The 22,881-nt window shown below is 32.4% G+C and carries 16 protein-coding genes; 9 read left to right on the forward strand and 7 right to left on the reverse strand.

Annotated elements, in window-relative coordinates:
• Position 1 precedes the first annotated feature (1 nt).
• From P8K68_RS10785 to P8K68_RS10810, 6 genes are all read left to right on the forward strand, one after another.
• Entirely contained in the window at positions 2 to 931 is a 930-nt protein-coding gene (locus tag P8K68_RS10785) for a mechanosensitive ion channel domain-containing protein (RefSeq protein ID WP_300250698.1), read from the forward strand.
• Positions 932 to 950: 19 nt separating this feature from the next.
• Positions 951 to 1,844 (forward strand): DUF6268 family outer membrane beta-barrel protein, encoded by an 894-nt coding sequence (locus P8K68_RS10790; RefSeq protein ID WP_300250700.1) that lies wholly within the window; start codon positions 951 to 953, stop codon positions 1,842 to 1,844.
• 2 nt (positions 1,845 to 1,846) lie between these two features.
• Positions 1,847 to 3,010, forward strand: a complete 1,164-nt coding sequence (locus P8K68_RS10795) for a sigma-54 dependent transcriptional regulator (protein ID WP_300250702.1) — start codon at positions 1,847 to 1,849, stop codon at positions 3,008 to 3,010.
• Positions 3,011 to 3,028: 18 nt separating this feature from the next.
• Positions 3,029 to 3,886 carry a PPK2 family polyphosphate kinase gene (locus P8K68_RS10800; protein ID WP_300250704.1) on the forward strand — a complete coding sequence of 286 codons (858 nt, stop codon included), beginning with the start codon at positions 3,029 to 3,031 and terminating at the stop codon, positions 3,884 to 3,886.
• Positions 3,887 to 4,123: 237 nt separating this feature from the next.
• Positions 4,124 to 5,536: a M20/M25/M40 family metallo-hydrolase gene (locus tag P8K68_RS10805; RefSeq protein WP_300250707.1), complete on the forward strand. Its 1,413-nt coding sequence runs from the start codon at positions 4,124 to 4,126 to the stop codon at positions 5,534 to 5,536.
• 63 nt (positions 5,537 to 5,599) lie between these two features.
• Positions 5,600 to 6,109, forward strand: coding sequence for a hypothetical protein (locus tag P8K68_RS10810; protein ID WP_300250710.1), 510 nt, complete (start codon positions 5,600 to 5,602; stop codon positions 6,107 to 6,109).
• Between the two features lie 11 nt (positions 6,110 to 6,120).
• Here the strand turns inward: P8K68_RS10810 and P8K68_RS10815 are convergent, their stop codons facing one another.
• Positions 6,121 to 7,419 carry an APC family permease gene (locus P8K68_RS10815; RefSeq protein WP_300250711.1) on the reverse strand — a complete coding sequence of 433 codons (1,299 nt, stop codon included), beginning with the start codon at positions 7,417 to 7,419 and terminating at the stop codon, positions 6,121 to 6,123.
• A gap of 19 nt (positions 7,420 to 7,438) precedes the next feature.
• Positions 7,439 to 8,620 carry a heparan-alpha-glucosaminide N-acetyltransferase domain-containing protein gene (locus P8K68_RS10820; protein ID WP_300250713.1) on the reverse strand — a complete coding sequence of 394 codons (1,182 nt, stop codon included), beginning with the start codon at positions 8,618 to 8,620 and terminating at the stop codon, positions 7,439 to 7,441.
• Positions 8,621 to 8,856: 236 nt separating this feature from the next.
• On the opposite strand from P8K68_RS10820, the gene P8K68_RS10825 reads away from it, so the two are divergent.
• A complete protein-coding gene (locus P8K68_RS10825; protein WP_300250714.1) occupies positions 8,857 to 9,945 on the forward strand; it encodes a T9SS type A sorting domain-containing protein in 1,089 nt (362 codons plus the stop codon).
• Between the two features lie 66 nt (positions 9,946 to 10,011).
• Here P8K68_RS10825 and P8K68_RS10830 read toward each other — a convergent pair whose 3' ends face one another.
• The gene (locus P8K68_RS10830; RefSeq protein WP_300250716.1) at positions 10,012 to 10,968 is read right to left on the reverse strand and encodes a sterol desaturase family protein; all 957 of its coding nucleotides are present in this window, start codon (positions 10,966 to 10,968) and stop codon (positions 10,012 to 10,014) included.
• A 127-nt stretch (positions 10,969 to 11,095) separates the two neighbouring features.
• Positions 11,096 to 12,334: a diaminopimelate decarboxylase gene (gene lysA / locus P8K68_RS10835; RefSeq protein WP_300250773.1), complete on the reverse strand. Its 1,239-nt coding sequence runs from the start codon at positions 12,332 to 12,334 to the stop codon at positions 11,096 to 11,098.
• Positions 12,335 to 12,533: 199 nt separating this feature from the next.
• Between lysA and sucC the strand changes: the two genes are divergently transcribed.
• On the forward strand, positions 12,534 to 13,724 hold the full coding sequence (gene sucC / locus P8K68_RS10840; protein ID WP_300250718.1) for an ADP-forming succinate--CoA ligase subunit beta: 1,191 nt from the start codon (positions 12,534 to 12,536) through the stop codon (positions 13,722 to 13,724).
• A 57-nt stretch (positions 13,725 to 13,781) separates the two neighbouring features.
• Here sucC and P8K68_RS10845 read toward each other — a convergent pair whose 3' ends face one another.
• Positions 13,782 to 14,039, reverse strand: coding sequence for a DUF1456 family protein (locus P8K68_RS10845; protein ID WP_300250719.1), 258 nt, complete (start codon positions 14,037 to 14,039; stop codon positions 13,782 to 13,784).
• A 382-nt stretch (positions 14,040 to 14,421) separates the two neighbouring features.
• Here P8K68_RS10845 and P8K68_RS10850 point away from each other — a divergent pair, with 382 nt between their 5' ends.
• Positions 14,422 to 14,835, forward strand: a complete 414-nt coding sequence (locus tag P8K68_RS10850; protein ID WP_300250721.1) for a TerB family tellurite resistance protein — start codon at positions 14,422 to 14,424, stop codon at positions 14,833 to 14,835.
• 89 nt (positions 14,836 to 14,924) lie between these two features.
• Here P8K68_RS10850 and uvrB read toward each other — a convergent pair whose 3' ends face one another.
• Both uvrB and P8K68_RS10860 read right to left on the reverse strand, forming a co-directional pair.
• Complete coding sequence (uvrB, locus tag P8K68_RS10855) at positions 14,925 to 16,928, reverse strand: excinuclease ABC subunit UvrB (protein ID WP_300250724.1); 2,004 nt, start codon at positions 16,926 to 16,928, stop codon at positions 14,925 to 14,927.
• A gap of 87 nt (positions 16,929 to 17,015) precedes the next feature.
• Positions 17,016 to 22,817, reverse strand: a complete 5,802-nt coding sequence (locus P8K68_RS10860) for a T9SS type B sorting domain-containing protein (RefSeq protein ID WP_300250726.1) — start codon at positions 22,815 to 22,817, stop codon at positions 17,016 to 17,018.
• Positions 22,818 to 22,881: the final 64 nt, after the last annotated feature.

Genomic DNA, 22,881 nt, shown 5'->3' on the forward strand with positions numbered 1-22,881 from the left:
AATGCAAGACAACGTAAAAGAACATATTGAAGATCGTGTAAACAAAGTTGAGCAAGTCATAACAGACAGTTCTTTATGGGAAAAATTTCTAGAATTTCTAGAATTTAAAATCATAGATTTCACTACGGGAACTGGAGAGAACGCTCACGATATAGTATTAAAGGTAAAGTATGCTTTATTAGTTATTTTAGTTGTACTTGCTACAACATATTTTTTAAGATGGGTAAAACGCCTAGTAACTAAAAATATGCCAACTAGTGATAAAGCAAAATTTACTACTGTTTTTTCTTTTGCTAGATGGATTATTTATATCATTGTACTTCTTGTTGTTTTTGATTCTATAGGAATAAATGTTACAGCTGTTTTTGCAGCCTCAGCAGCACTACTTATTGGTGTTGGTTTAGCACTTCAAACGCTTTTTCAAGATATTTTATCTGGTATATTTATTTTAGTAGATCAATCTGTTCATGTTGGCGATATTATAGAAATAGAGGGTAAAGTAGGAAGAGTAGAGGAAATTAAATTAAGAACAACAAGAGCAGTAACTATAGATAATAAGGTTTTAGTTATTCCTAACCATTTATATTTAGAAAATAGTTTGTATAACTGGACACAAAACGGCACAATAACTAGAGAGTCAGTAAATGTTGGTGTCGCTTATGGTAGCGATGTACAATTGGTTAAAAACCTTTTAATTCAAGCGGCAAGTACACATCCAAATGTGCTTAGTGAGCCAGAGCCAATGGTACTATTTACAGATTTTGGCGATAGTTCTCTAAATTTTAAAATTATATTTACTATTAACGATAGTTTCAAAGCCCAGTTTCCTAAAAGTGATATTCGTTTTGAAATTGATAAGCTTTTTAGAGAAAACAATATAAGCATACCATTCCCTCAAAGAGATATCCATATTATTCAAAAACCACAGTAAATTTAAAATCAACCAGGGAATGAATCAAAGGATAATAAAAGAAACTAGGTGTGTATTGGTGGTATGTTTCTTATTTGTTTTTCAATTTTCAATAGCGCAACTCACAGATTTAGCACGGTTAGAGTATTCATTTATTCCTCAAAGTAATTCTGAAGATCAGTACACAAGATTAAGGGCAATTTTAAATTATCCAATAGAAGTTAAAGAAGGTAGTTATTTAATAGTTGGAGCAGAGTATAACCGTATTTTTCTTAATTTAGAAGAGAATTATCCATTTGACACATCAGTTTTAGATAGAATTCATATCATAGATTTAAACATTGGCTATACCTTTAAATGGAATGAAAAATGGCGATTGGGAGCAAAGTTTAACCCAAGAATTGCCTCTACACTTAATAAATCTTTAAATGCAGATGATTTTTTTATGAATGGAGGCGTCTTTTTAATAAATGATAGAACTAAAGACGACAATTTAAAACGGCCCTACCGTTTAATTTTAGGGCTAACATATAATGCTACTACAGGGATACCATTTCCGTTACCCTTCATAAGTTATTATAGAAAAATTAATGAAGACTGGAGTTTTAATGCGGGTGTACCAAAATCTAATTTAAAATATACATTTAATAAAGAAAATATCGTGCAGGCATTTGTTGGGCTAGACGGTTACTTAGCTCATCTACAAGATACTGTTGAAATAAATGGACAAAATATAGATCATATTTCATTATCTGTAGCTGTTGGTGGACTTGGGTACGAATATTGCTTTACAAAACATTTAGTAGCTTATATGTATACAGGCTATACATTTAGACTAAACAATGTATTACGTAACAAAAATAGAGATGAAGTTTTTAAATTGAATGATGTTAACGCATTTTATTTAAGAACCGGACTTAAATTTAAAATATAAATATGTCAAAAATATTAGTAATAGAAGATGAAGCGGCGATTAGACGTGTGCTTGTTAAGATTCTTTCCGAAGAAAATGAAGCTTATAAAGTAGATGAAGCAGAAGATGGTTTATCAGGTATTGAAAAGATAAAAAATGAAGATTTCGATTTAATACTTTGCGATATTAAAATGCCAAAAATGGATGGTGTTGAAGTTTTAGAAGCTGTTAAAAAAATAAAACCCGAAATTCCAATAGTCATGATTTCTGGTCATGGTGATTTGGATACAGCTGTGAATACGATGCGATTAGGAGCTTTTGATTATATCTCAAAACCACCTGATTTAAACCGTTTACTAAATACCGTTAGAAATGCTTTAGATAGAAAAGAATTGGTTGTAGAAAACAAAATTCTAAAAAAGAAGGTTAGTAAAAAATATGAAATGATTGGTAATAGTGATGCTATTTCACAAATCAAAGATATTATTGATAAAGTGGCTCCAACTGACGCACGTGTGTTAATTACAGGTCCAAATGGGACAGGTAAAGAATTAGTAGCACATTGGTTACACCAAAAGAGCGATCGTGCTCAAGGTAATTTAATTGAAGTGAATTGTGCTGCCATACCTAGTGAGCTTATTGAAAGCGAATTATTTGGTCATGTAAAAGGCGCTTTTACAAGTGCTAATAAAGATAGGGCAGGGAAATTTGAAGCCGCCAATGGAGGTACTATTTTTCTGGATGAAATAGGAGATATGAGTCTTTCAGCTCAAGCTAAAGTGTTACGTGCCTTACAAGAAAGTAAAGTGCAACGTGTTGGTAGTGATAAGGATATTAAAGTAGATGTTCGCGTTGTTGCAGCAACAAACAAAAATTTAAAAAAGGAAATTGAAGAGGGCAGATTCCGTGAAGATTTATATCACCGGTTAGCGGTAATTTTAATTAAAGTTCCTGCTCTGAATGATAGACGAGAGGATATTCCATTATTGGTAAATCATTTCTCTAATAAAATAGCAAGCGAACAAGGAACGGTTAAAAAAGCATTTTCAGAAAAAGCAATAAAGCTGCTTCAAGAATATGATTGGACAGGAAATATTAGAGAACTTCGTAATGTTATTGAACGATTAATTATCTTAGGAGGCAGCGAAGTAAGCGAGCAAGATGTAAAACTATTTGCGTCAAAGTAATTTTTTAAACCATTAAAAATGCAATTAGATCAGTACAAAGTAACAGCAAACATATCCCTTACAAAATCACAAACTAAAGTAGTCATTGATGATGCAGAAAAAGAACTTAAAAAAGTCAGAAAACAACTAGGCAAACTTCAAGATACTTTATATGCACATGGTAAATATTCGGTTTTAATTTGCCTGCAGGGTATGGATACTGCTGGGAAAGACAGTCTAATTCGCGAAGTATTTAAAGATTTTAATGCCAGAGGAGTTGTAGTTCATAGTTTTAAAGTGCCTACAGAACTGGAATTAAAACACGATTATTTATGGCGACATTACATTGCTCTTCCGGCACGCGGAAAGTTTGGCGTTTTTAATAGAACCCACTACGAAAATGTGTTGGTAACGCGCGTGCATCCAGGTTATATTATGAGTGAAAATATTCCGGGAGTTAATGCGGTAGACGATATTAACGAGTCCTTTTGGAACCAACGTTTTGAGCAAATAAACAACTTTGAAAAACATATTGCAGAAAACGGAACTATCATTTTTAAATTCTTTTTAAACCTATCTAAAGAAGAACAAAAAAACAGATTGCTACGCCGCTTACGAAAGCAAGAAAAAAATTGGAAATTCTCACCCGGCGATTTAAAAGAGCGTAAACTTTGGGATAAATACCAAACCTGTTACGAAGACGCCATTAACAGAACATCAAAACCTCACGCGCCTTGGTATACCATACCTGCTGATGATAAACCGTCTGCGAGATATCTAGTGGCAAAAATCATGTTCGATACAATAAGCGCTTATACCGATATAAAAGAACCAGAGTTGGATGACGATATTAAAGCCAATATCGAATTATATAAACAAGAACTAAATAACGAATAATTTTTGGGCGTTTTAACACGCTTTTCGCTATATCTTTCTGCGAAGCAGTCCTAACTTACTTCAGGATAGCACCATAAATTAACTTTAGGTTTTAAAAGAAAGCCACTAGTTTAAATCTTCGCAAAAAGGATGCCGCTGCAATCGTTAACGCACTTCCCTCATGGTATTAACACAAATTTAAAAGTCTGTTTAGTGTTCAACTTTTAATAAATACTATCTTTAAGCATAAAAAAATCTATGAAAATTTTAAAATCAATTCTACTTTTCTTTTTAGTTATAGCCGTGTCAAGCATTAATGCACAAACCGATCAAGAGATCGTGAAAACCATCTATAAACAATCCTTAACCAACGGACAAAGTTATAATTGGTTAAATCATTTATCCAATCAAATAGGGAGCAGGTTGTCTGGATCTTTAGGAGCAGAAAGAGCAGTAGCATATACTAAAGAAGAACTTGAAAAACTTGGACTAGATAAAGTTTGGTTGCAAACCGTAATGGTCCCTAAATGGGTTCGTGGTGCAAAAGAATTTGCGTTTATCGAAACCACACCAGGAAAAACAACTAACGTCAATATTTGTGCATTAGGGGGTTCAGTAGCTACAGCGGCATTGGGTTTAAAAGCAGAAGTTGTTGAGGTTAAAAACTTTGAAGAACTCGAAGCACTTGGTCCAGAAAATATTGAAGGTAAAATAGTATTCTATAACCGCCCGATGCAAGTCGATTTAATTAATACATTTGAGGCTTACGGAGGTTGTGTGAATCAACGTTACCAAGGTGCCGTAGAAGCCATAAAATTTGGTGCCGTTGGTGTTATTGTACGTTCTATGAATTTAAGAATGGACGATTTACCACATACAGGAAGCATGACTTACGATGATTTACCAGTTGATAAACGTATTCCTTCTGCAGCCATTAGTACTAATGATGCTGAGTTGTTAAGTACGATGTTAAAGTTAGATAAGTCTATTAAGTTTTACTTTAAGCAAAATTGTAAGCAACTTAAAGATGTACAATCTTATAATGTTATTGGAGAAATCACAGGAAGTGAATATCCAAATGAATATATGATTGTTGGCGGTCATTTAGATTCTTGGGATTTAGGTGATGGCTCTCACGATGATGGTGCAGGTGTTGTGCAATCTATGGATGTTTTAAGGCTATTAAAAGAGTCAGGTATTAAACCAAAACGAAGCATCAGAGTGGTGTTATTTATGAATGAAGAAAACGGATTACGCGGTGGAAGAAAGTATGCTGAGGTAGCCAAACAAAAAGGAGAAAACCATGTATTTGCTCTAGAAAGTGATTCAGGTGGGTTTACTCCTCGTGGTTTTAGTTTCGATTGTAACGATGCTGCATTTAATCAAGTATTAAGTTGGCAACCACTATTTAAACCCTATCTTATTCACTATTTTGAAAAGGGGGGAAGTGGAGCCGATGTTGGTCCGCTTAAAACAGACTCCAATGTTTTAGCAGGTTTACGTCCAGATTCTCAACGTTATTTTGATCATCATCATGCTAGTAATGATACGTTTGATGCCATTAACAAACGTGAGTTAGAATTAGGAGCTGCAACCATGACCGCTTTAGTGTATTTGTTTGATAAATATGGTGTAAATCCAATTTCGAATAAAACTCCAATAAAAAACTAAATATCTTATCATTTAAATATGAAGAAATTAACTTAAATATTAGCTTTAATTTTAACAACAGTCATGATGGCGCAAAATGAAGATAAATTACCATATTACGAAATTCCTGATTATCCAGAAGCCTATACTTCAACTACTGTAGCTGCAAGAATGATTGATGGTTTAGGGTTTCGGTATTTTTGGGCAACAGAAGGATTAAAACCAGAAGATTTGAGTTATAAAGCAAGCGCGTCTGGTAGGTCTTCAGCTGAAACAATAGAGCATCTTTACGGTCTTTCAAAATTCATTCGTAATAATATTTTAGATAGTGATAAAGATGAAAATAAAGAAACGCTTAGTTTTAAGGAAAAACGTAAGCGTACGTTACTTAATTTCAAAATAGTTTCAGACGTATTAAAAGACACTCAAAAACCTTTTAAACTTGAAGCATCAGAAGTTCCCTTTTGGAATATTATTAACGGACCAATAGCTGATGCGATTTGGCATTGCGGACAAGTGGTTATGTTAAGACGTGCTTCAGGTAATCCCTTCAATTCAAATGTAAGTGTGTTTAGTGGGAAATTGAAAAAATGATGTACTTTAAATTATACTTTCTTCTTTTTTAAAACTCTAAGAAATAAGAAAATCAAACTTAAAATCGCAATAATAATACCTGTAACAATTGCTTCTTTTGCTGAAAGATTAGATAAAAAATAAATAATAATTCCAATAGATAAAATAGGTACTACAAATCCTCCAGGGATTTTAAATCCATCATTTTCCTTATGAGATCTACGTAACTTAATTACGGATAATGCTACTCCCAAATAAAGCATTAACATAGCACTACTTGCAATAATTGCTAATTGTTCGAAACTACCTGAAATTGCTAGCGTAAAACCAATTGTAGCATAAATTATAATCGCTAAATATGGGGTTGCAAAAGTTTTATGAATTTTAGATAATGGTTTTATAGGAATTACACCATCTCTTGAAAGTGCGTAAACTATTCTTGGGCTATTTAAAATGGTACCGCTCATATATCCAAACATAGAAATAACAGCTCCTATAATTAAAAGTGTATATCCAAAAGACCCCATAACTACTTTGGCGGTTTCAGCAAGTGGAGCCGCTTTAAAATTAGGTAAGTTACTGCCCAATACACCTTGAGATACGGATTGTATTAAAACATATACAACTACAACAACGGTTATACTAATTAAAATGGCTCTAGGAATGGTACGTTTAGGGTTAATAACTTCACCCCCAACAATAATACCCGTCTCACAACCTTGAAAAGCAAAAAATAAAATAAGCGATGTTTGTCCAAGGGTTTTAATACTTGGCATATTGTCAAAATATAAATTACTTAATGATACATCTTTAAAACCAATAAGTATAAGCAGAAGTAATGGTATTAGTTTTATTAACGTGTTAAATTTCACTAATCCAATACCTTGTTTTAATCCAATAACATTGATATAAACCAATCCGTAAAAAAGAATAAATAAAAATATAAAACGGGGCCAACCCTCTGCAAATATGGGGTAAGCAGATGCTATAACATTTACTAAAGCATTTGATACTGCAGCATCAGCAAATAAATTACTTCCAATAGCAAAAAAACCAGCAATAAACCCTGCGTAGTCTCCAAAAGCTGTTTCAATATAAGTATAAGGGCCACCAGTAGTAGTGACTTTGCTTCCAGCTTCAGCAAAACATAGCATTATCATAGCCATTAATAATCCGCAAAACAAGTATGCCAATATACTTGATGCACCCATATAACTAGCTACAATAGCTGGAAGTACAAAAATCCCAGACCCTATAATAATGTTGATAATGTTAGCCGATAAACCTAATACACCAACACGTCTTTTTAACCCTTCTTCTTTTTGATTCATTGAATAAATTGATAGTTATCTATAAATAACTCAGCCACCACTTGTCTTTATTATTTGCTTTATAAATCATATACTTTCTGCACGGGAAGTAGAGTAGTGAAATAATACCTACCCAAACTGCATAAACTACAAAAAGCGAATAACCGTAATTAATTAGTCTTCCACTACTAAAAACATCTTTAGTTAAAATCATGTCTTGCCAATTTCCTCCAAAAATAGCCATACCTATCATTGCGAAAACATGTATAACTAGGATATGTAAGAAATAATAAAAAAAAGGAACACGACCAAAAATTAAAAAGAAGTCAGTTACTTTATTTTTAATGTTTTCAAAAACATATAAGAATAATAAAGAGGGACCAATGGTAACCAAAATATAAGCTAAAGAGGGCGGATATTTTGATACTTTAAAGAAAGACAGTATTGTTTTTGTGTTAGTATCTTGAACTGTCCATGGCACTAAATCTCCATAAATATTTATGCTTCTTAAAATAAAAAATAAAAGTATTGCTCCAATCCCTAAATGTAGTAACCACTTTTTTCTAATACCAGAGTCAAACCCCTTTTGATATAGATAGCCTAAGGAATAGCCTAATGTCATAAGTCCAATCCATGGTAGTATTGGGTAAAATATACCAATATCAAAATTATTACTAACAGTTACAATATTTGCTTGATGCAATATATACCAGATAATAGACTGAAAACTATTGCCTTGCATAACAATACCATCTAATAGATTATGACCAGCTACAATAATAACACCAATTATTAAAAGGGTTTTTCGTGATAAATAAATCAAGAATGATAACGACACCATACTTAAACCGATAGCCCAAATTACTTGCAGTATAATTCTACTAAATGTAATGTCGAACTTCCATAACAAATTATTCAAGGTTATTTCTAGAAGTATAAGCCAAAAACCACGGGTTATTAAAAATTTGAAAAGTTTGGGTTTTGTTCTTTTTGTACCGTACAAAAATGCTGACGTTCCAGCAAGAAAAACAAATACAGGCGCACAATAATGCGTTATAAAACGTGTAAAAAATAAAAAAGGGGTGGTGGTTTCTAAATTTGTTGGATCAGAAAAAAAAGACCCATAATGAAAATAATCTCTAACATGGTCTAAAGCCATAAGTACCATAGCAACACCTCTTAAAATGTCAATGGATTCAATACGGTTGGTTTTAATTTCCATAAACCTTTAAATGTTTTTAAAATAAAAAACGTAACGATTTTTAAAAGTAGATAAAGCATCATGTTATACCAAATAATTTATGTTATATAATAGTTGCTATAAAGGCTTTTTATCTAATAACAATTAATGTATTAGAATTGAATAACATAACAACTAATAAATATGCGCTTACATCTATTATTAGTCTCAGTTGACCTGAGATTTTATATTTTCATAAATTACTAAATCTTATACCAATGAAAATGAAATTACTTTTATTATTTGTATTTACTTTTGTTTTTAGCTTTTCAGAAGCACAAACACCTATTCAGAATTATAATAGTAATCCGTTATCTAATTACTACGTTGTGTCAACACCTTCTGCAATAGACCAAAGTCCAACTGGCGCTAATGCAATATGGACATTCAGTTCATTTTCAACAACAGGAACTACAACAGAAGATACTTACGCAGTACCTACATCAGGAGAATTAATTGAATATCCAAATACAACATCTGTACAAACTACAACATCTACTCCTTTAGTTGGTGGTACAAATAAAGTTTTTACAGAAAATATTGCTGGTTTAGTGTCACTTACTGGTATTGAGCGTGAGGGGCTTAGTTTAAATTATGATGGTGATAATACTAGGAATATAGGCGAGCCAGTTAACCCAATTCCACCCAACGATGATAATGGTAATGCTGTAATTGGTATATTCCCATTAGCTTTTGGAAGTACCAATTCTGATGATGTTTCTGGAAGTTTTGATTTTTTTAGCCCTGAATTTGGCAACTTATCGGGTACGTTTGAAGGATTAATAACTACTACTGTAGATGCTTATGGAACTTTAAACACCAATGATCTTGGAAATGGCTCAGGTTCATATAGCGGTCAAGTAACCAGACTTAAAATTGAACAGAATATAATTTTTAATGTACTAAACGCTAGTGCAAGTCAATTATCATATTACTATTATGACGATATCACGGGGAATATTTTTCTTAGATATACCGAGTTGGTTATATCTACAACGGGAACTTTGTTTGATCCTATTGAGGAAGTACTTATTGAGCGTTTGGATACAAATTCTTTAGATATTAATAAAAATAATTTAAATGCTTTAAGTGTTTTTCCGAATCCAGTTAAAAATCATTTAAATATTAATTTAAAACAAAAAGCTAGAATAAAATCTATTAAGGTTTATGATATTTCAGGAAGACAGGTAATGAAAACAAAAACCAACACCACGCTTGTTGATGTTAGTGCATTAAAATCTGGACTATATATAATCAATGTTGCAACAGAGAAAGGGGCTTTATCGCATAGATTTACTAAAGACTAATTTTTTTTTAATTAACCGATTGTAATACTTTTTAAGGTAAAGTATATTTTACGAAATAAAATATTATTAAACCAGAGCACTTTGTTTCTCTGGTTTTTTTGTTTTTAATCCAAGTTTTTGTTGCTGTTTTATAGTAAGTGTGCTACCATCATGACTCCAACCTGGTGCACCAAAAGCATACATGAATTTATGGTACCAGTTTTTGGATTTTTTCATATCGTTCCAGATATCTCTATATTCATGAGTTAAGATAACTAAAGGATTATAAGAATTTGGTGGGTGGGATACACCATATTTTATATCAATAGTTTCATCTAGCTCTTTCCAAGTGCCAAACATTTTATCAAAAATATTTAAGAAACCACCATGATTTTTGTCCATGTATTCAAGGTTTTGTGCGTGGTGTACTTGATGCATGGTGTGCGTATTCATAAACTTTTCTATGAAACCCATTTTAGGAATGTACACAGAGTGTAATTGAAATTGCCATAGGGCTTCTATACCTAAACAAACCACTAGCATTTCTGGAGGAAACCCAATAGCAGGAATCCACATATAGAAAAAAGGTTTGTAAAAAATGGTAAACCAACCATTTCTAACAGCGGTACCTAAATTAAAATTATCAGAAGAGTGGTGTACAATATGTGCCGCCCATAAAAAACGTACATTATGGTTTTGTCTGTGGAACCAATAATAGCTAAAATCATCAGCTAATTGACAAAGTATCCAAACATACCAAGCGTAACCAAAAGATTTCCATCCCATTATGTTTGTTCGAATACCATCAATTTCTGGGTTGAATATTTCATAAGTAATACTAAAAACTAATATAAATGCTATTGTTTTTGCAACAGGCGCTAATACAGCCGAACCAATTCCCATTGTAAGACTTGCGGTTAAATCTTTCCAATTATATAGTTTTTTACTTTTTTCATCTTTGCGATGTTTACTATATGATAATTCGAGTAAAATTAATCCAAGAAAACATGGAACACCGTAAACGAGGGGGTTAGTAAAATTCATTAATTATTGAGTTTTTCCAAAAATAGGACGATTTTATTATTAAACTTAAATAACGTGCATTTATTTCAAAAAAAAGCCTCTTTAAAACAAGTTTGTTTAAAGAGGCGTATGATTTTGTCAACAAATATTATGATTTAGCTAATACGGGTTGTTTTTCCGAATTAAAATCAACTTCAATTTGATTGTTTAAAATATCTTCAAAAGTTTCGCGCTTCCTAATTAAATGTGCTTTGTTGTTATACCACAATACTTCAGCAGGTCTAAATCTAGAATTGTAATTGCTAGCCATAGAGAAACAATATGCTCCAGCATTTTTGAAGCATAAAATATCACCTTCATTAATTTCATTGATACGTCTATTATTTCCAAAAGTATCGGTTTCACATATATAACCAACAACGGTATAAAATCGTTCTCTACCTTCTGGGTTAGATATATTAACTATATCATGATGCGAGCCGTAAAGCATTGGACGTATTAAATGGTTAAATCCAGAATCAACTTGAGCAAAAACCGTTGAGGTAGTCTGTTTTACCGCATTTACTTGAGTTAAAAAACTACCAGATTCACTTACTAAAAACTTGCCAGGTTCAAAAGCTAAGGTTAAATCCTTGCCATAATCTTTACAAAATTCGTTAAATCTTTTTGATAGTTTTTTACCTAATTCTTCAATATTAGTTTCAATATCACCTTGTTTGTAAGGTACTTTAAAACCTGAACCAAAATCTATAAAATCTAAATTTTTGAATTGTTTAGCAGTATCAAATAAAATTTCACTCGCATATAAGAACACTTCAATATCTAAAATATCACTACCAGTATGCATATGAATACCGTTAATAGTCATTTTAGTATTTTCCACAATCCTTAATATATGTGGTATTTGATGAATTGAAATGCCAAATTTAGAATCTATATGACCTACTGAAATATTGGCATTCCCACCAGCCATAACATGGGGGTTTATTCGAATACAAACAGGCACTTTTGGATGTTTTGTACCAAACTGTTCCAAAATGGATAAATTATCAATATTAATTTTAACACCTAATTTTGCGGCTTCTTCTATTTCACTTAACGATACACCATTTGGTGTAAAAATAATTTGTTCTGGAGAAAAACCTGCTGCTAACCCTAGTTGTACTTCTTGAATTGAAACAGTATCAATACCAGATCCAAGTGATTTAAAAAGTTTTAGGATAGAAATATTAGATAACGCCTTAACAGCATAATTAAGTTTTAATTTCTTAACATCTTTAAAGGCATTAGTAAGTCTTTTGTACTGGCTTTCAATTTTGCTAGCATCATATACATAAACGGGACTTCCAAATTCTTTTGCTATTTTTAGCAACTGATTATCTAACATGGTTTTTCTAATTTTTGTCAAAGATATTTCTTTGCTTCAATAAAAAAATAAAAAACTAAAAAATAAATTAAATTAAACATTTTGTTAATTATTTAACAAATATATGAAGTGAATAATTTATCAAAGTTTTCACATTTAATTATTAGGGTAAGTAAAGGCTATTATTTACATTTGTGAATCTTAAAAAAGAACCGATATTATGAATTTACACGAATACCAAGGTAAAGAAATATTAAACAGTTTCGGCGTACGTATCCAACGCGGTATAGTAGCTCAAAATGCTCAAGAAGCAGTTGCTGCAGCAAAACAATTGACAAACGAAACAGGAACGAGTTGGCACGTTATAAAAGCCCAAGTTCATGCAGGAGGAAGAGGTAAAGGCGGTGGCGTTAAACTTGCTAAAAACCTAAAAGAAGTTGAAGAGATTTCAGGACAAATTATAGGTATGGATTTGATTACACCTCAAACTTCTGCTGAAGGTAAGCGCGTACATCAAGTTTTAGTTGCTGAAGATGTTTATTACCCTGGTGATAGCGAAACAAATGAGTTTTATATGTCTGTTTTATTAAATAGAGGTACAGGACGTAATATGATAATGTATTCAACCGAAGGCGGAATGGATATTGAAACTGTTGCAGAAGAAACTCCTGATTTAATCTTTACAGAAGAAATTGATCCTGCTGTTGGTTTATTGCCATTTCAAGCAAGGCGTATCGCTTTTAACTTAGGGTTATCTGGATTAGCGTTTAAAGAAATGACAAAATTTGTTACAGCACTTTATACTGCTTATGTAAAATCTGACTCATCGTTATTTGAAATAAATCCCGTTTTAAAAACTAGTGATGATAAGATTATGGCTGTTGATGCTAAAGTGACTATAGATGATAATGCTTTATTTAGACATAAAAATTATGTTGATTTACGTGATGTGCGTGAGGAAAGCGCTATTGAAGTTGAAGCTGGAGAACTTGGTTTAAACTATGTTGATCTTGACGGAAACGTTGGTTGTATGGTGAATGGAGCAGGTTTAGCTATGGCAACCATGGATTTAATTAAACAAGCAGGAGGAGAGCCAGCAAACTTTTTAGATGTTGGAGGTACTGCTGATGCGGCACGTGTAGAAGCTGCATTTAAGATTATTTTAAAAGATCCAGCGGTTAAAGCTATTCTTATAAATATTTTTGGAGGTATTGTTCGTTGTGATCGTGTTGCGCAAGGTGTTATTGATGCGTATAAAAATATGGGAACTATAAACGTACCAATTATTGTACGTTTACAAGGAACTAATGCAGATATAGCTAAAGAGTTGATTGATAATTCAGGATTAGACGTAATGAGTGCTACTGAATTTCAAGAAGCTGCGGATAAAGTACAGCAAGTATTATCGTAATGTAATTTGTAATGCTTAACTTGTTTAAGCTTCTGATATAAAAAAAGAGCAACTTTATTAATCGTTGCTCTTTTTTTGTGTTTTTTGTCCCTTTTTTGGCATGGGTCCTCTAAGGTGAATCACAAGTCCGTTTAAAAAGTTACGTAAAATTTGGTCGCCACATTCCATATACTTAGGATGGTCTTCTTTTCTAAAAAAAGCTCCAAGTTCACTTTTTGAAATTCTAAAATCTACGAGCTCTAAAATCTTTACTATTTCATCATCACGAAGCTTTAGAGCTACTCTTAATTTTTTTAAAATATCGTTATTCGTCATTGTTTTTTTTTTAAAGGTTTAAAGGTACATGTATTTCATCGATTTTTAATTTTGAAGTAATCAAAACTAACGTTTAACCTTTTTCTGTAAAGGTACTTTAAATGTTGGTTTTAAGAATAAGTTTTTTTTATTAAAAATACCAACTCAATTACCTGATTAATAGTGTTTTATTAGGGTTTTGTTCAGCTTGGATCATGAGGTGATAAATGATAAGATGCAAATATTTTGGTTCAACAAAAGTGGATTATTGATGAAATTGATAAAAAGCACGATTAAATACCTGCTGTTTTTCGATAAGATGCCTTATATCTACGATTATTAAATGACTCTTCTATGTAACTTTATGATGTAATTATTTTATCCCTAAAGAAAACCCTTGATAATGGTAAATAGAGTAGAAAAATTAAGCCTTTTGTCAGAAATGATTGCTTTTGCTAAATATGATAAGGATATTATGCGTATCGAGTATAATTTCTTACTTGGTGTTGCAAAGCAATTAGATATTTCTCGTGAAGACTTTGAGTATTTGTTAGAAAACCCTGTGACATACACGCATTTAAAATCACATAGTGAGCGTATTGTTCAGTTTCATAGATTGGTTTTATTAATGAATATAGAGCAAGAGCATAATGAAGATAACAACTCAGCTGGAGTTATAAAGTTATATAATTTTGGATTGAGAATGGGACTTAGTCATGAGTCTATTACCAAGGTACTATATTTAATGGAAAGTTTTCCAAATAAAATTGTACCGCCAGATGTTTTAATAGATATTTTTAAAACACAATACAATTAAAATTCATTTCATTTAGATTGTTCTAGAAGAATACAAATATTAGTGTTGATTATAATTTACGAGTAGTAAATTACTGAAAAGCTAAAAGTTTATACTTTTAGCTTTTCTAATTTATTCTGGTAACTTTTAATATCGTCACGTAGTTTTGCTGCTACAATAAAGTCCAGTGCTTTTGCAGCTTGTTCCATAAGTTTTCTTTTTTCACGTATTTTCTTTTCTAGTTCGGGTTTACTCAAGTACTCATTTTCTGGTTCAGCAGCTTTTAAGGCTTCTAATTCATAACTGTATGTACTCACCGAATTTTTTGATAAAACATTATTCAAGCTTTTATTTAATGCTTTAGGAATAAGATTGTGCTTTGTATTATATGCAATTTGTTTTTCCCGCCTGTATTGAGTTTCATCAATAGTTTTTTGCATGCTTTTTGTAATTTTATCAGCATACATTATAGCTTTACCGTTTAGGTTTCTAGCAGCTCTGCCAACCGTTTGAGTTAAGGAACGTGTGGATCGTAAAAAACCTTCTTTATCAGCATCTAAAATAGCTACAAGAGATACTTCAGGTAAATCTAAACCTTCACGAAGTAAATTTACACCAACCAAAACATCAAAAAGACCTTTACGCAAATCTTGCATAATCTCTACACGCTCTAAAGTATCTACATCACTATGAATATAACGACAACGAATTTGAATTCTGTCTAAATATTTAGTCAATTCTTCAGCCATACGTTTTGTAAGTGTAGTTACCAAAGTACGCTCATCTTTTTCAACACGAACTTGTATTTCTTCAATTAAATCATCAATTTGGTTTAAACTTGGGCGCACTTCAATAATGGGATCTAATAATCCAGTAGGACGAATAACTTGTTCAACATATACACCGTCTGTTTTTTGCAACTCGTAATCTGCAGGTGTAGCACTTACATAGATAACTTGATTCTGAATGGCTTCAAACTCTTCAAACTTTAATGGGCGATTGTCCATCGCAGCAGGTAACCTAAAACCATAATCTACCAGGTTTTCTTTCCTACTTCGGTCTCCTCCGTACATGGCATGTACTTGTGAAATAGTGACGTGGCTTTCATCTACTACCATTAAATAATCATCAGGAAAATAATCTAATAAACAGAATGGTCGTGTTCCTGGAAGTCGACGGTCTAAATAGCGTGAGTAGTTTTCAATACCAGAACAATAGCCTAATTCTCGAATCATCTCTAAATCAAACTCCGTGCGTTCTTTTAGTCTTTTTGCTTCTAGATGTTTTCCAATGTCTTTGAAATAGTCATGTTGTTTTACCAAGTCATCTTGAATATCTTTAATAGCAGATTGTAACACGTCTGGAGAGGTTACAAACATATTTGCAGGATAGATTGTAAGTTGGTCGTATTTTTCAATAACCTGATTTGTTTGAATATTAAAAGATTCCATGTCCTCAATTTCATCACCAAAAAAGTGAATTCTAAAAGCATCATCAGCATAACTTGGAAAAATATCAACGGTATCGCCCTTTATTCTGAAGTTTCCGTGTTTAAAATCTGCTTCTGTTCTTGAGTATAAACTCTGAACTAACTGATGTAATAATTTGGTTCTTGAAATAACTTGGTCTCTCTGTAAACTAATAACATTTTTTTGAAACTCAATGGGATTTCCAATACCATAGATACAAGAAACAGATGCAATTACGAGTACATCACGTCGACCAGATAGGAGGGATGACGTGGCGCTCAATCGCATTTTTTCTATTTCTTCATTTATAGATAAATCTTTTTCTATATAAACACCAGAAACAGGAATATAGGCTTCAGGTTGGTAGTAATCATAATAGGATACAAAATACTCAACAGCATTGTTAGGAAAAAATTGTTTGAATTCAGAATATAATTGAGCAGCTAAAGTTTTGTTGTGTGCTAAAACTAATGTTGGTTTCTGAACTTCTTGAATAACATTGGCTATAGTAAAGGTTTTTCCAGAACCTGTTACACCAAGCAAAGTTTGATATTTTTCATTTGAAGAGAGCCCCTCAGCTAATTTTTTTATGGCTTGTGGTTGATCTCCTGTTGGATTGAATTCGGATTCAATTTTAAACTTCATATGCCTTTAAGTGCCTAAAGTAATTTAAGTGTCTAAATTACTTAAAGTAGATTGGAATTTGGAATTTTAGTATTATAAATTTATGTTTTAACGTTTAAGAGTAAAGTGACCTGAGAATTGTCTGCCATCTTCCAAAGAAACCCTAAACCAATAATCATCGGTTGGTAATATATTGCCGTTAAAGGTTCCGTCCCATCCATTTGATTGCGCTAATAATTGCTTTATTAATTTACCATAACGGTCATAAATTAAAATGGTAGTATTAGGCTGAACTGTTTCATTAACGCCATTAATTCTCCATAAATCGTTTATTCCATCGCCGTTAGGTGTAAAGTATTTTGGATATCCAATAACAGAGATGTCTAAGGTAGATACACCACAAATATTATCTTTTACATAAATGGTATAAAAACCAGGTCTTATATTGTTAAAAACCGGTTCTATTTGATAGTTAATAAAAGTAGAGTTTTCTTCTTGAAGCGCGAACTCATAACTGCCCATACCTAAATTAGTTGTGTCAATAGTTACAGAATTATTATCAGATAGATCTATGATGGTAACATCTTCTTGTATTATGGTTGCTCGTTCTGAAGCATCAACAAATATTGTTTCGGTTCTAGAGCAATTTGTACCATCTGTTTTGGTTAAGGTGATGGAATACGTACCTGGTATGGATACAGAAATAATTCTATCGTTTGATACAAATTGATTTGTAGTCACGCCATCCAAACTAGTCCAAAGCCATTCGTAATTAAAAGTCTCAGCAGTATTAGCCTCGAAAGGTTCTAATTCTATTGAAAAGGTAGGATCTGATGAACAAACAAGTCTTGGCGTTTCAACTGTAAAATCGGGTAAAGGGTTTACAACCAAATTAATAACTGTTGTAGCCACACATATTCGATTGATTGGATTTTCAACTTTAATATTAATGACTTGATTCTGAGAGGTTAGAGGGTTTGGTAAACTGGTTTGGTTAATTAATATACTGCCGTCTTCGGCTATATAATCATAATAAATTTCCATACCAATTTGAGTTCCTAAGATGGTACTACTAAATGTTGAGGTATCAAAGGGATAAAATCCATCATCATCAATATCTCCAGCATCTCCATCACAAACAATTTGATTTGGAATTGGATTTACAATAGGTTGTTCGTCAATAATAAATTCTAAAGTAGTTTCATCATAACATGCGCCATTAGGGGCTTGTGTATTGTTATTTGTTACACGAATAGTTATGGTTTGATTTTCGGTTAAAAAAGTAGGTTGTATTGGGCTTACAACAAGTGTACCATCGTTATATAATAAAGGTGCTCCGTTGGAATCAAAATAAGTAATAGTGACATTCAAAGGATTTTGTCCATTTAAAATGTTTGTTTCTAATTGAGACACATCAAAAGGAAAGCTTAAAACAGTATCTGTGGTATCAAAATCGCATACCCTTGCAATTGTTACAGGATTTGCTGTTGGTAAAGCTTCAACATTTAAAAGATTAGGAAACTCTTCAAGACCTAAACAATCGTTTCCTTGATCGCTTTTTACTCTCACCCAAATACTTTGAATATTTGGTGAATTTGTGTTTTCGTGACTTGAAATGTCTAATATTTCGTTCGTTTCTAATTCTGCATCATTTTGACTTTCATAAAAATGAACACTCACATTAAAAGTAGGAAATACATTTGTACTAATATCGTTTCTAATATCTGTCATATCGAAAACAGAAACACCATCTCTATTATCTAAACCGTCATCACATTCAAACTTTGGGGTTGGTGTATATGAGGCTAAAGCGGCACTGCTTGGATTTACATCCAATATAATTGGTACAACTCTAAAACAAGTATTTGGATTTTCAATACGAATCCAAACGGTTTCAGGAGTAAAGCCTAATGCATCTTGATAAGTCTCTGGATTTATAATGGGATTAGTTGCATTTTCTGCTTCAGGTTGAGTTTCATAGTAAGTAAATACCAGTCCTTGGGCTATAAAGTTTGCATTTATTTCTTCCTTAATATTATCAAGCGTTAAGTTGAAAAATGCTTGTCCGTCATTAGAATCGTCATCACACTGCGCATATCTGTTTGGGTTATTCACTTGAGGTAATTCTAAAACTTCTATTTCAAAAGAAGTATCTGTAAAACAATTTGTAAATAGATTATTAGTTACTCTAACGTAAATTGTTTGTAAGCTAGAAACGGTATTATTAAATGTGGTTGGCGTTATTATTTGGTTTACGTAGCTAGCATCTGTGAAATAGGTTATTGTAAAATCTGTAGCCAACTGGCCATTAAGTATTTCAGCTTCTTTTTGTGTTAAATCTAAGGTTTTAAAACCATCGGTATCATTACCAACAGAATTATCATCACATTCTTGAAGTCTTGTCATTGTTGCAGAATCGGTAGGGAAAGCAGATTCAAATACTTCAATATTAAAGTTTGAAGTAGCAAAACAAGAGGGATTGTTGTCGTTTTCAACTCTTACATAAATAGTAGTATTGCCACTTTCAAAAGGACTTGTTATAGCATCAATATTTCCATCGGCATCCAATTGAGATTCATGATATGTTATTGTCATTCCAGAAACAGTAGTAATAGAATTATTTTGTGTTGTAAGATCGAAAGGCATGGTGCCATTATTATCGTCATCGCATAAACGCATAACAGGAGCAGTATTTGCAACAGGCAATTCATCAACTTTTAAATCTATTTCATCTGAATAAATGCCACAACTATTTCCTGCTCTATCTAACTTAACCCTATACAGGTATCCACTGTAACTTATTGGTGTCATACTGATGGTTAAAACAGCTGTTTGTGTTCCAGAATACGTTGCGTTGTCTGTTAGGGTTGTCCAATTTACACCATCTGTACTTAATTCCCACTGGTATGTTTCTGTTTCAGGAGAAACCACGCTAATACTTACCGTCGATAACTCACAAGCTATAGTATTTTCGGGTTGTGTAGTAATACTAATTGGAGCAGTTGTTAGATAATCTATATTAGGTAACGTATAGCCATCAGTAGCATTGTTTACCAATCCGTTTGTATTTACAGTAGGGGGTGCACCTCCAAGAAAATCGTCTTGATTTACATCAGAAAAGCCTGCTTCAATAACATCGCTACATTCGTCACCATCACTATCAGTATCTAAATATGTAAAAAGGGTATCATTGTCTAAATCATTTAAAATATACCCTATTTCATTACTATCAGGAGAAGTTTCCGCAGCATCTGACCAACCATTTATGCCATAATTTGGACCATCTACAACACCATTTAAATCGGTATCTGATAAGGTTCCTAATTGTCCTGTTTCAATCAAATCAAATATACCGTCATTATCACTATCTAAGTCATAAAAATCTAAAACGGTATCGTTATCTGTATCTATTGGTAAAGTTGAAATATTAAAAACATCATCTAAACCATTTAAATCGGCGTCAATTCCCGAAAGTGTAACTAATGCTCCCTGGTTTTCAATACTATCAGGAATACCATCATTATCACTATCTAAATCAAATGCATCTTGAATGCCATCTAAATCATTGTCATTTTTGAAACATGTTAAGGATATATTTGCTGTAAAACTTGAAGCTGTAGTTATGTTTTCTAGTTTGTGAATAAACGAAAAGCCATCAATTTGATTTGCGAAAAACTTATATGGCGTGGTTCCTGTTGGTGTTGGGTTGATTTTGAAACGTATTTCGGATCCTGAAATTATGGTAATTCCGGTTTCAAAAATACCATCGAAGTTAGAGTCGATTAGCAAGCGATCATCTGGATCAACAAGCGTAATATTTTTATTTACTGGCGAAATTCTAGCTATAAAAAACTCACCATCAACAGAAGTGTGGATTATTGAGGTGTCTTCTGAAAGTTTAAAGTTTATAGGTTCTGTTAAGGAAATAGAATAATTATTTTCAGAATTTATTCCGGAAGATACATTACTTGAGAAATTTCCAGTACTCGTTCCTGTAAATGAATTGATATTCCCAGAACTGTTGGATTGCGTATACGTACTACTTGGTATAGTGGAATTGATAGAGCCATCTTGAAAAATTAGTTGGGGTGTATTGATGTTAGCAATATCAATTACAACATCTCCTCTAGATTCGGTACAGTTTAAAATACCATCATTATCATTATCAATATCTATGTTATCTATAATACCATCATTATCTCTATCATCTGGACAAATACTTATTGGAATTTCAATAGACTCTAATTCTTCGCCAGTACAGGTTATAATACCTATTAATTTATATTTTCCTGGTTGCGAAGGAGTGATAATTGAAGTGGCTATCATTAAATCAATAAAACCAGATCCAGAACCATCATCAAAAAGCCATTTAAAACTATCAAAACTTTGCGCATTTGCAGCTTCTAGCGTAATGTTTGGTATGCAGTTTCCTAATGTTGCAAATTGTGCATCAAAATTAATTTCTGGGTTAGAAGGGAAGCCTGAATAGAAACTACCAGAAGTTGCTGCTCCATTGTAGTTAAAGTAGGCACAATATAATTCATCATCACTTTGAACAGATATATTCCCGTTAAGCCCTTTTATTTTATATGTTATATAGTCAGGTTTTCCAGTAACTGGACTTGGCGCAACGGTAATAGGATTGTTATTAATAGTGACTGTGGCTCCAACTTTAGTAACAATTGAAATACCACCTTGGTAATTAATACTACCAATGTTATTTATATTTGCAATATTGTCAAGATTTCCTCGCGTTTCACAGCTTAAAGGCGGTACAAAAAACATACCTTGATTAGCTTCATTTGGCGTGCCGTTATTTCCTAAGCCTCCAACACCTTGATAGGCAAAAACAGGTTCGGAAGTTTCTACATACATGTTGCCATTAGCACTATATTCGTTACCCTCAATAACATAATATTCGCCTGCATTAATAGTGGTAATTGGTGGGTTTCCATTAATACTAATGGTTGTATTATCAGAATGTGCAATAATTAAAGCATTTTCCCATGCATCATTTCCGTCGCCTTTTACAAAAATGTATTCTGTTCCAACTTTTGATAGGTCTACTATTTGGTCTATACCATAATCTCTTCCGCCACCAGAACCAAAACTACCATTTGTAGAGCCACAATTAACAACAATTGGTTTGGTAGAGTTTACTAGGCAACCAATTAAACCATCTTGATTCATTACAGCATCAGCACTATTAATTGCTACGGTGTAACTTTCTCCTTCGTTTAATATTACAGGAATTGGAGTTGGTCCTGTATAGTTTTTTATAATTAATCCAGTTGGCAAATTACTAAAGTTAACTTGAGTATTATCTTCAGTAGCCATTACTGAAACAAAGCTTAAGTAATTGCTAGAAGGACTTTCGTTTGTGTAACTACCTACTCTAAATGTAGTTCCCAAAGCAGAAATACCTTTACTTACCAAGGCACCAGCCTGTGCGCCGTTGCCTGCATTCATTCTTACCGAAACATATATTGGTGCTTCGGCTTCTATAATATAGCCCTTATCATTTGTAATTACACTTGTTTGGTCTGAAGGAATAAATAATTGTCCATTACCTACGCCTATTGCTATTTGTTGAGGTATGGTATTTGATACAGTACCTGTAATGTAGCTTGTAGCAGGTTGACCTACTGGAATTATTGTATATGGTATATTACTATTGTTTGGAGTAGAAAGATAAATATATTGATCTTCCGGATTAGCATTTCCAAAAGCAGCACTTGTTAAGGGTGGGATATAATGTTTTTTACTTAATTGAGAATAGCCTTTAAAACTTAAAAGTATTAAGAGAATAAATGAAAAACATTTTAAATGATAATTTTTAAGCATTTCCAAAATATAAGTGCTAATTAAAAACGAAACACTAAAATATACTATTTTAGTATTATAAGACATATAAAACCTTTCAAGGTTTAATTTTGAAGGTTAAAATGCTAAATAATTATTTAATATTGAAAGA

Origin of the sequence: Algibacter sp., assembly GCF_029245835.1 — a bacterium.
In the GTDB taxonomy this organism is placed as follows: Bacteria; Bacteroidota; Bacteroidia; order Flavobacteriales; family Flavobacteriaceae; genus Algibacter_B.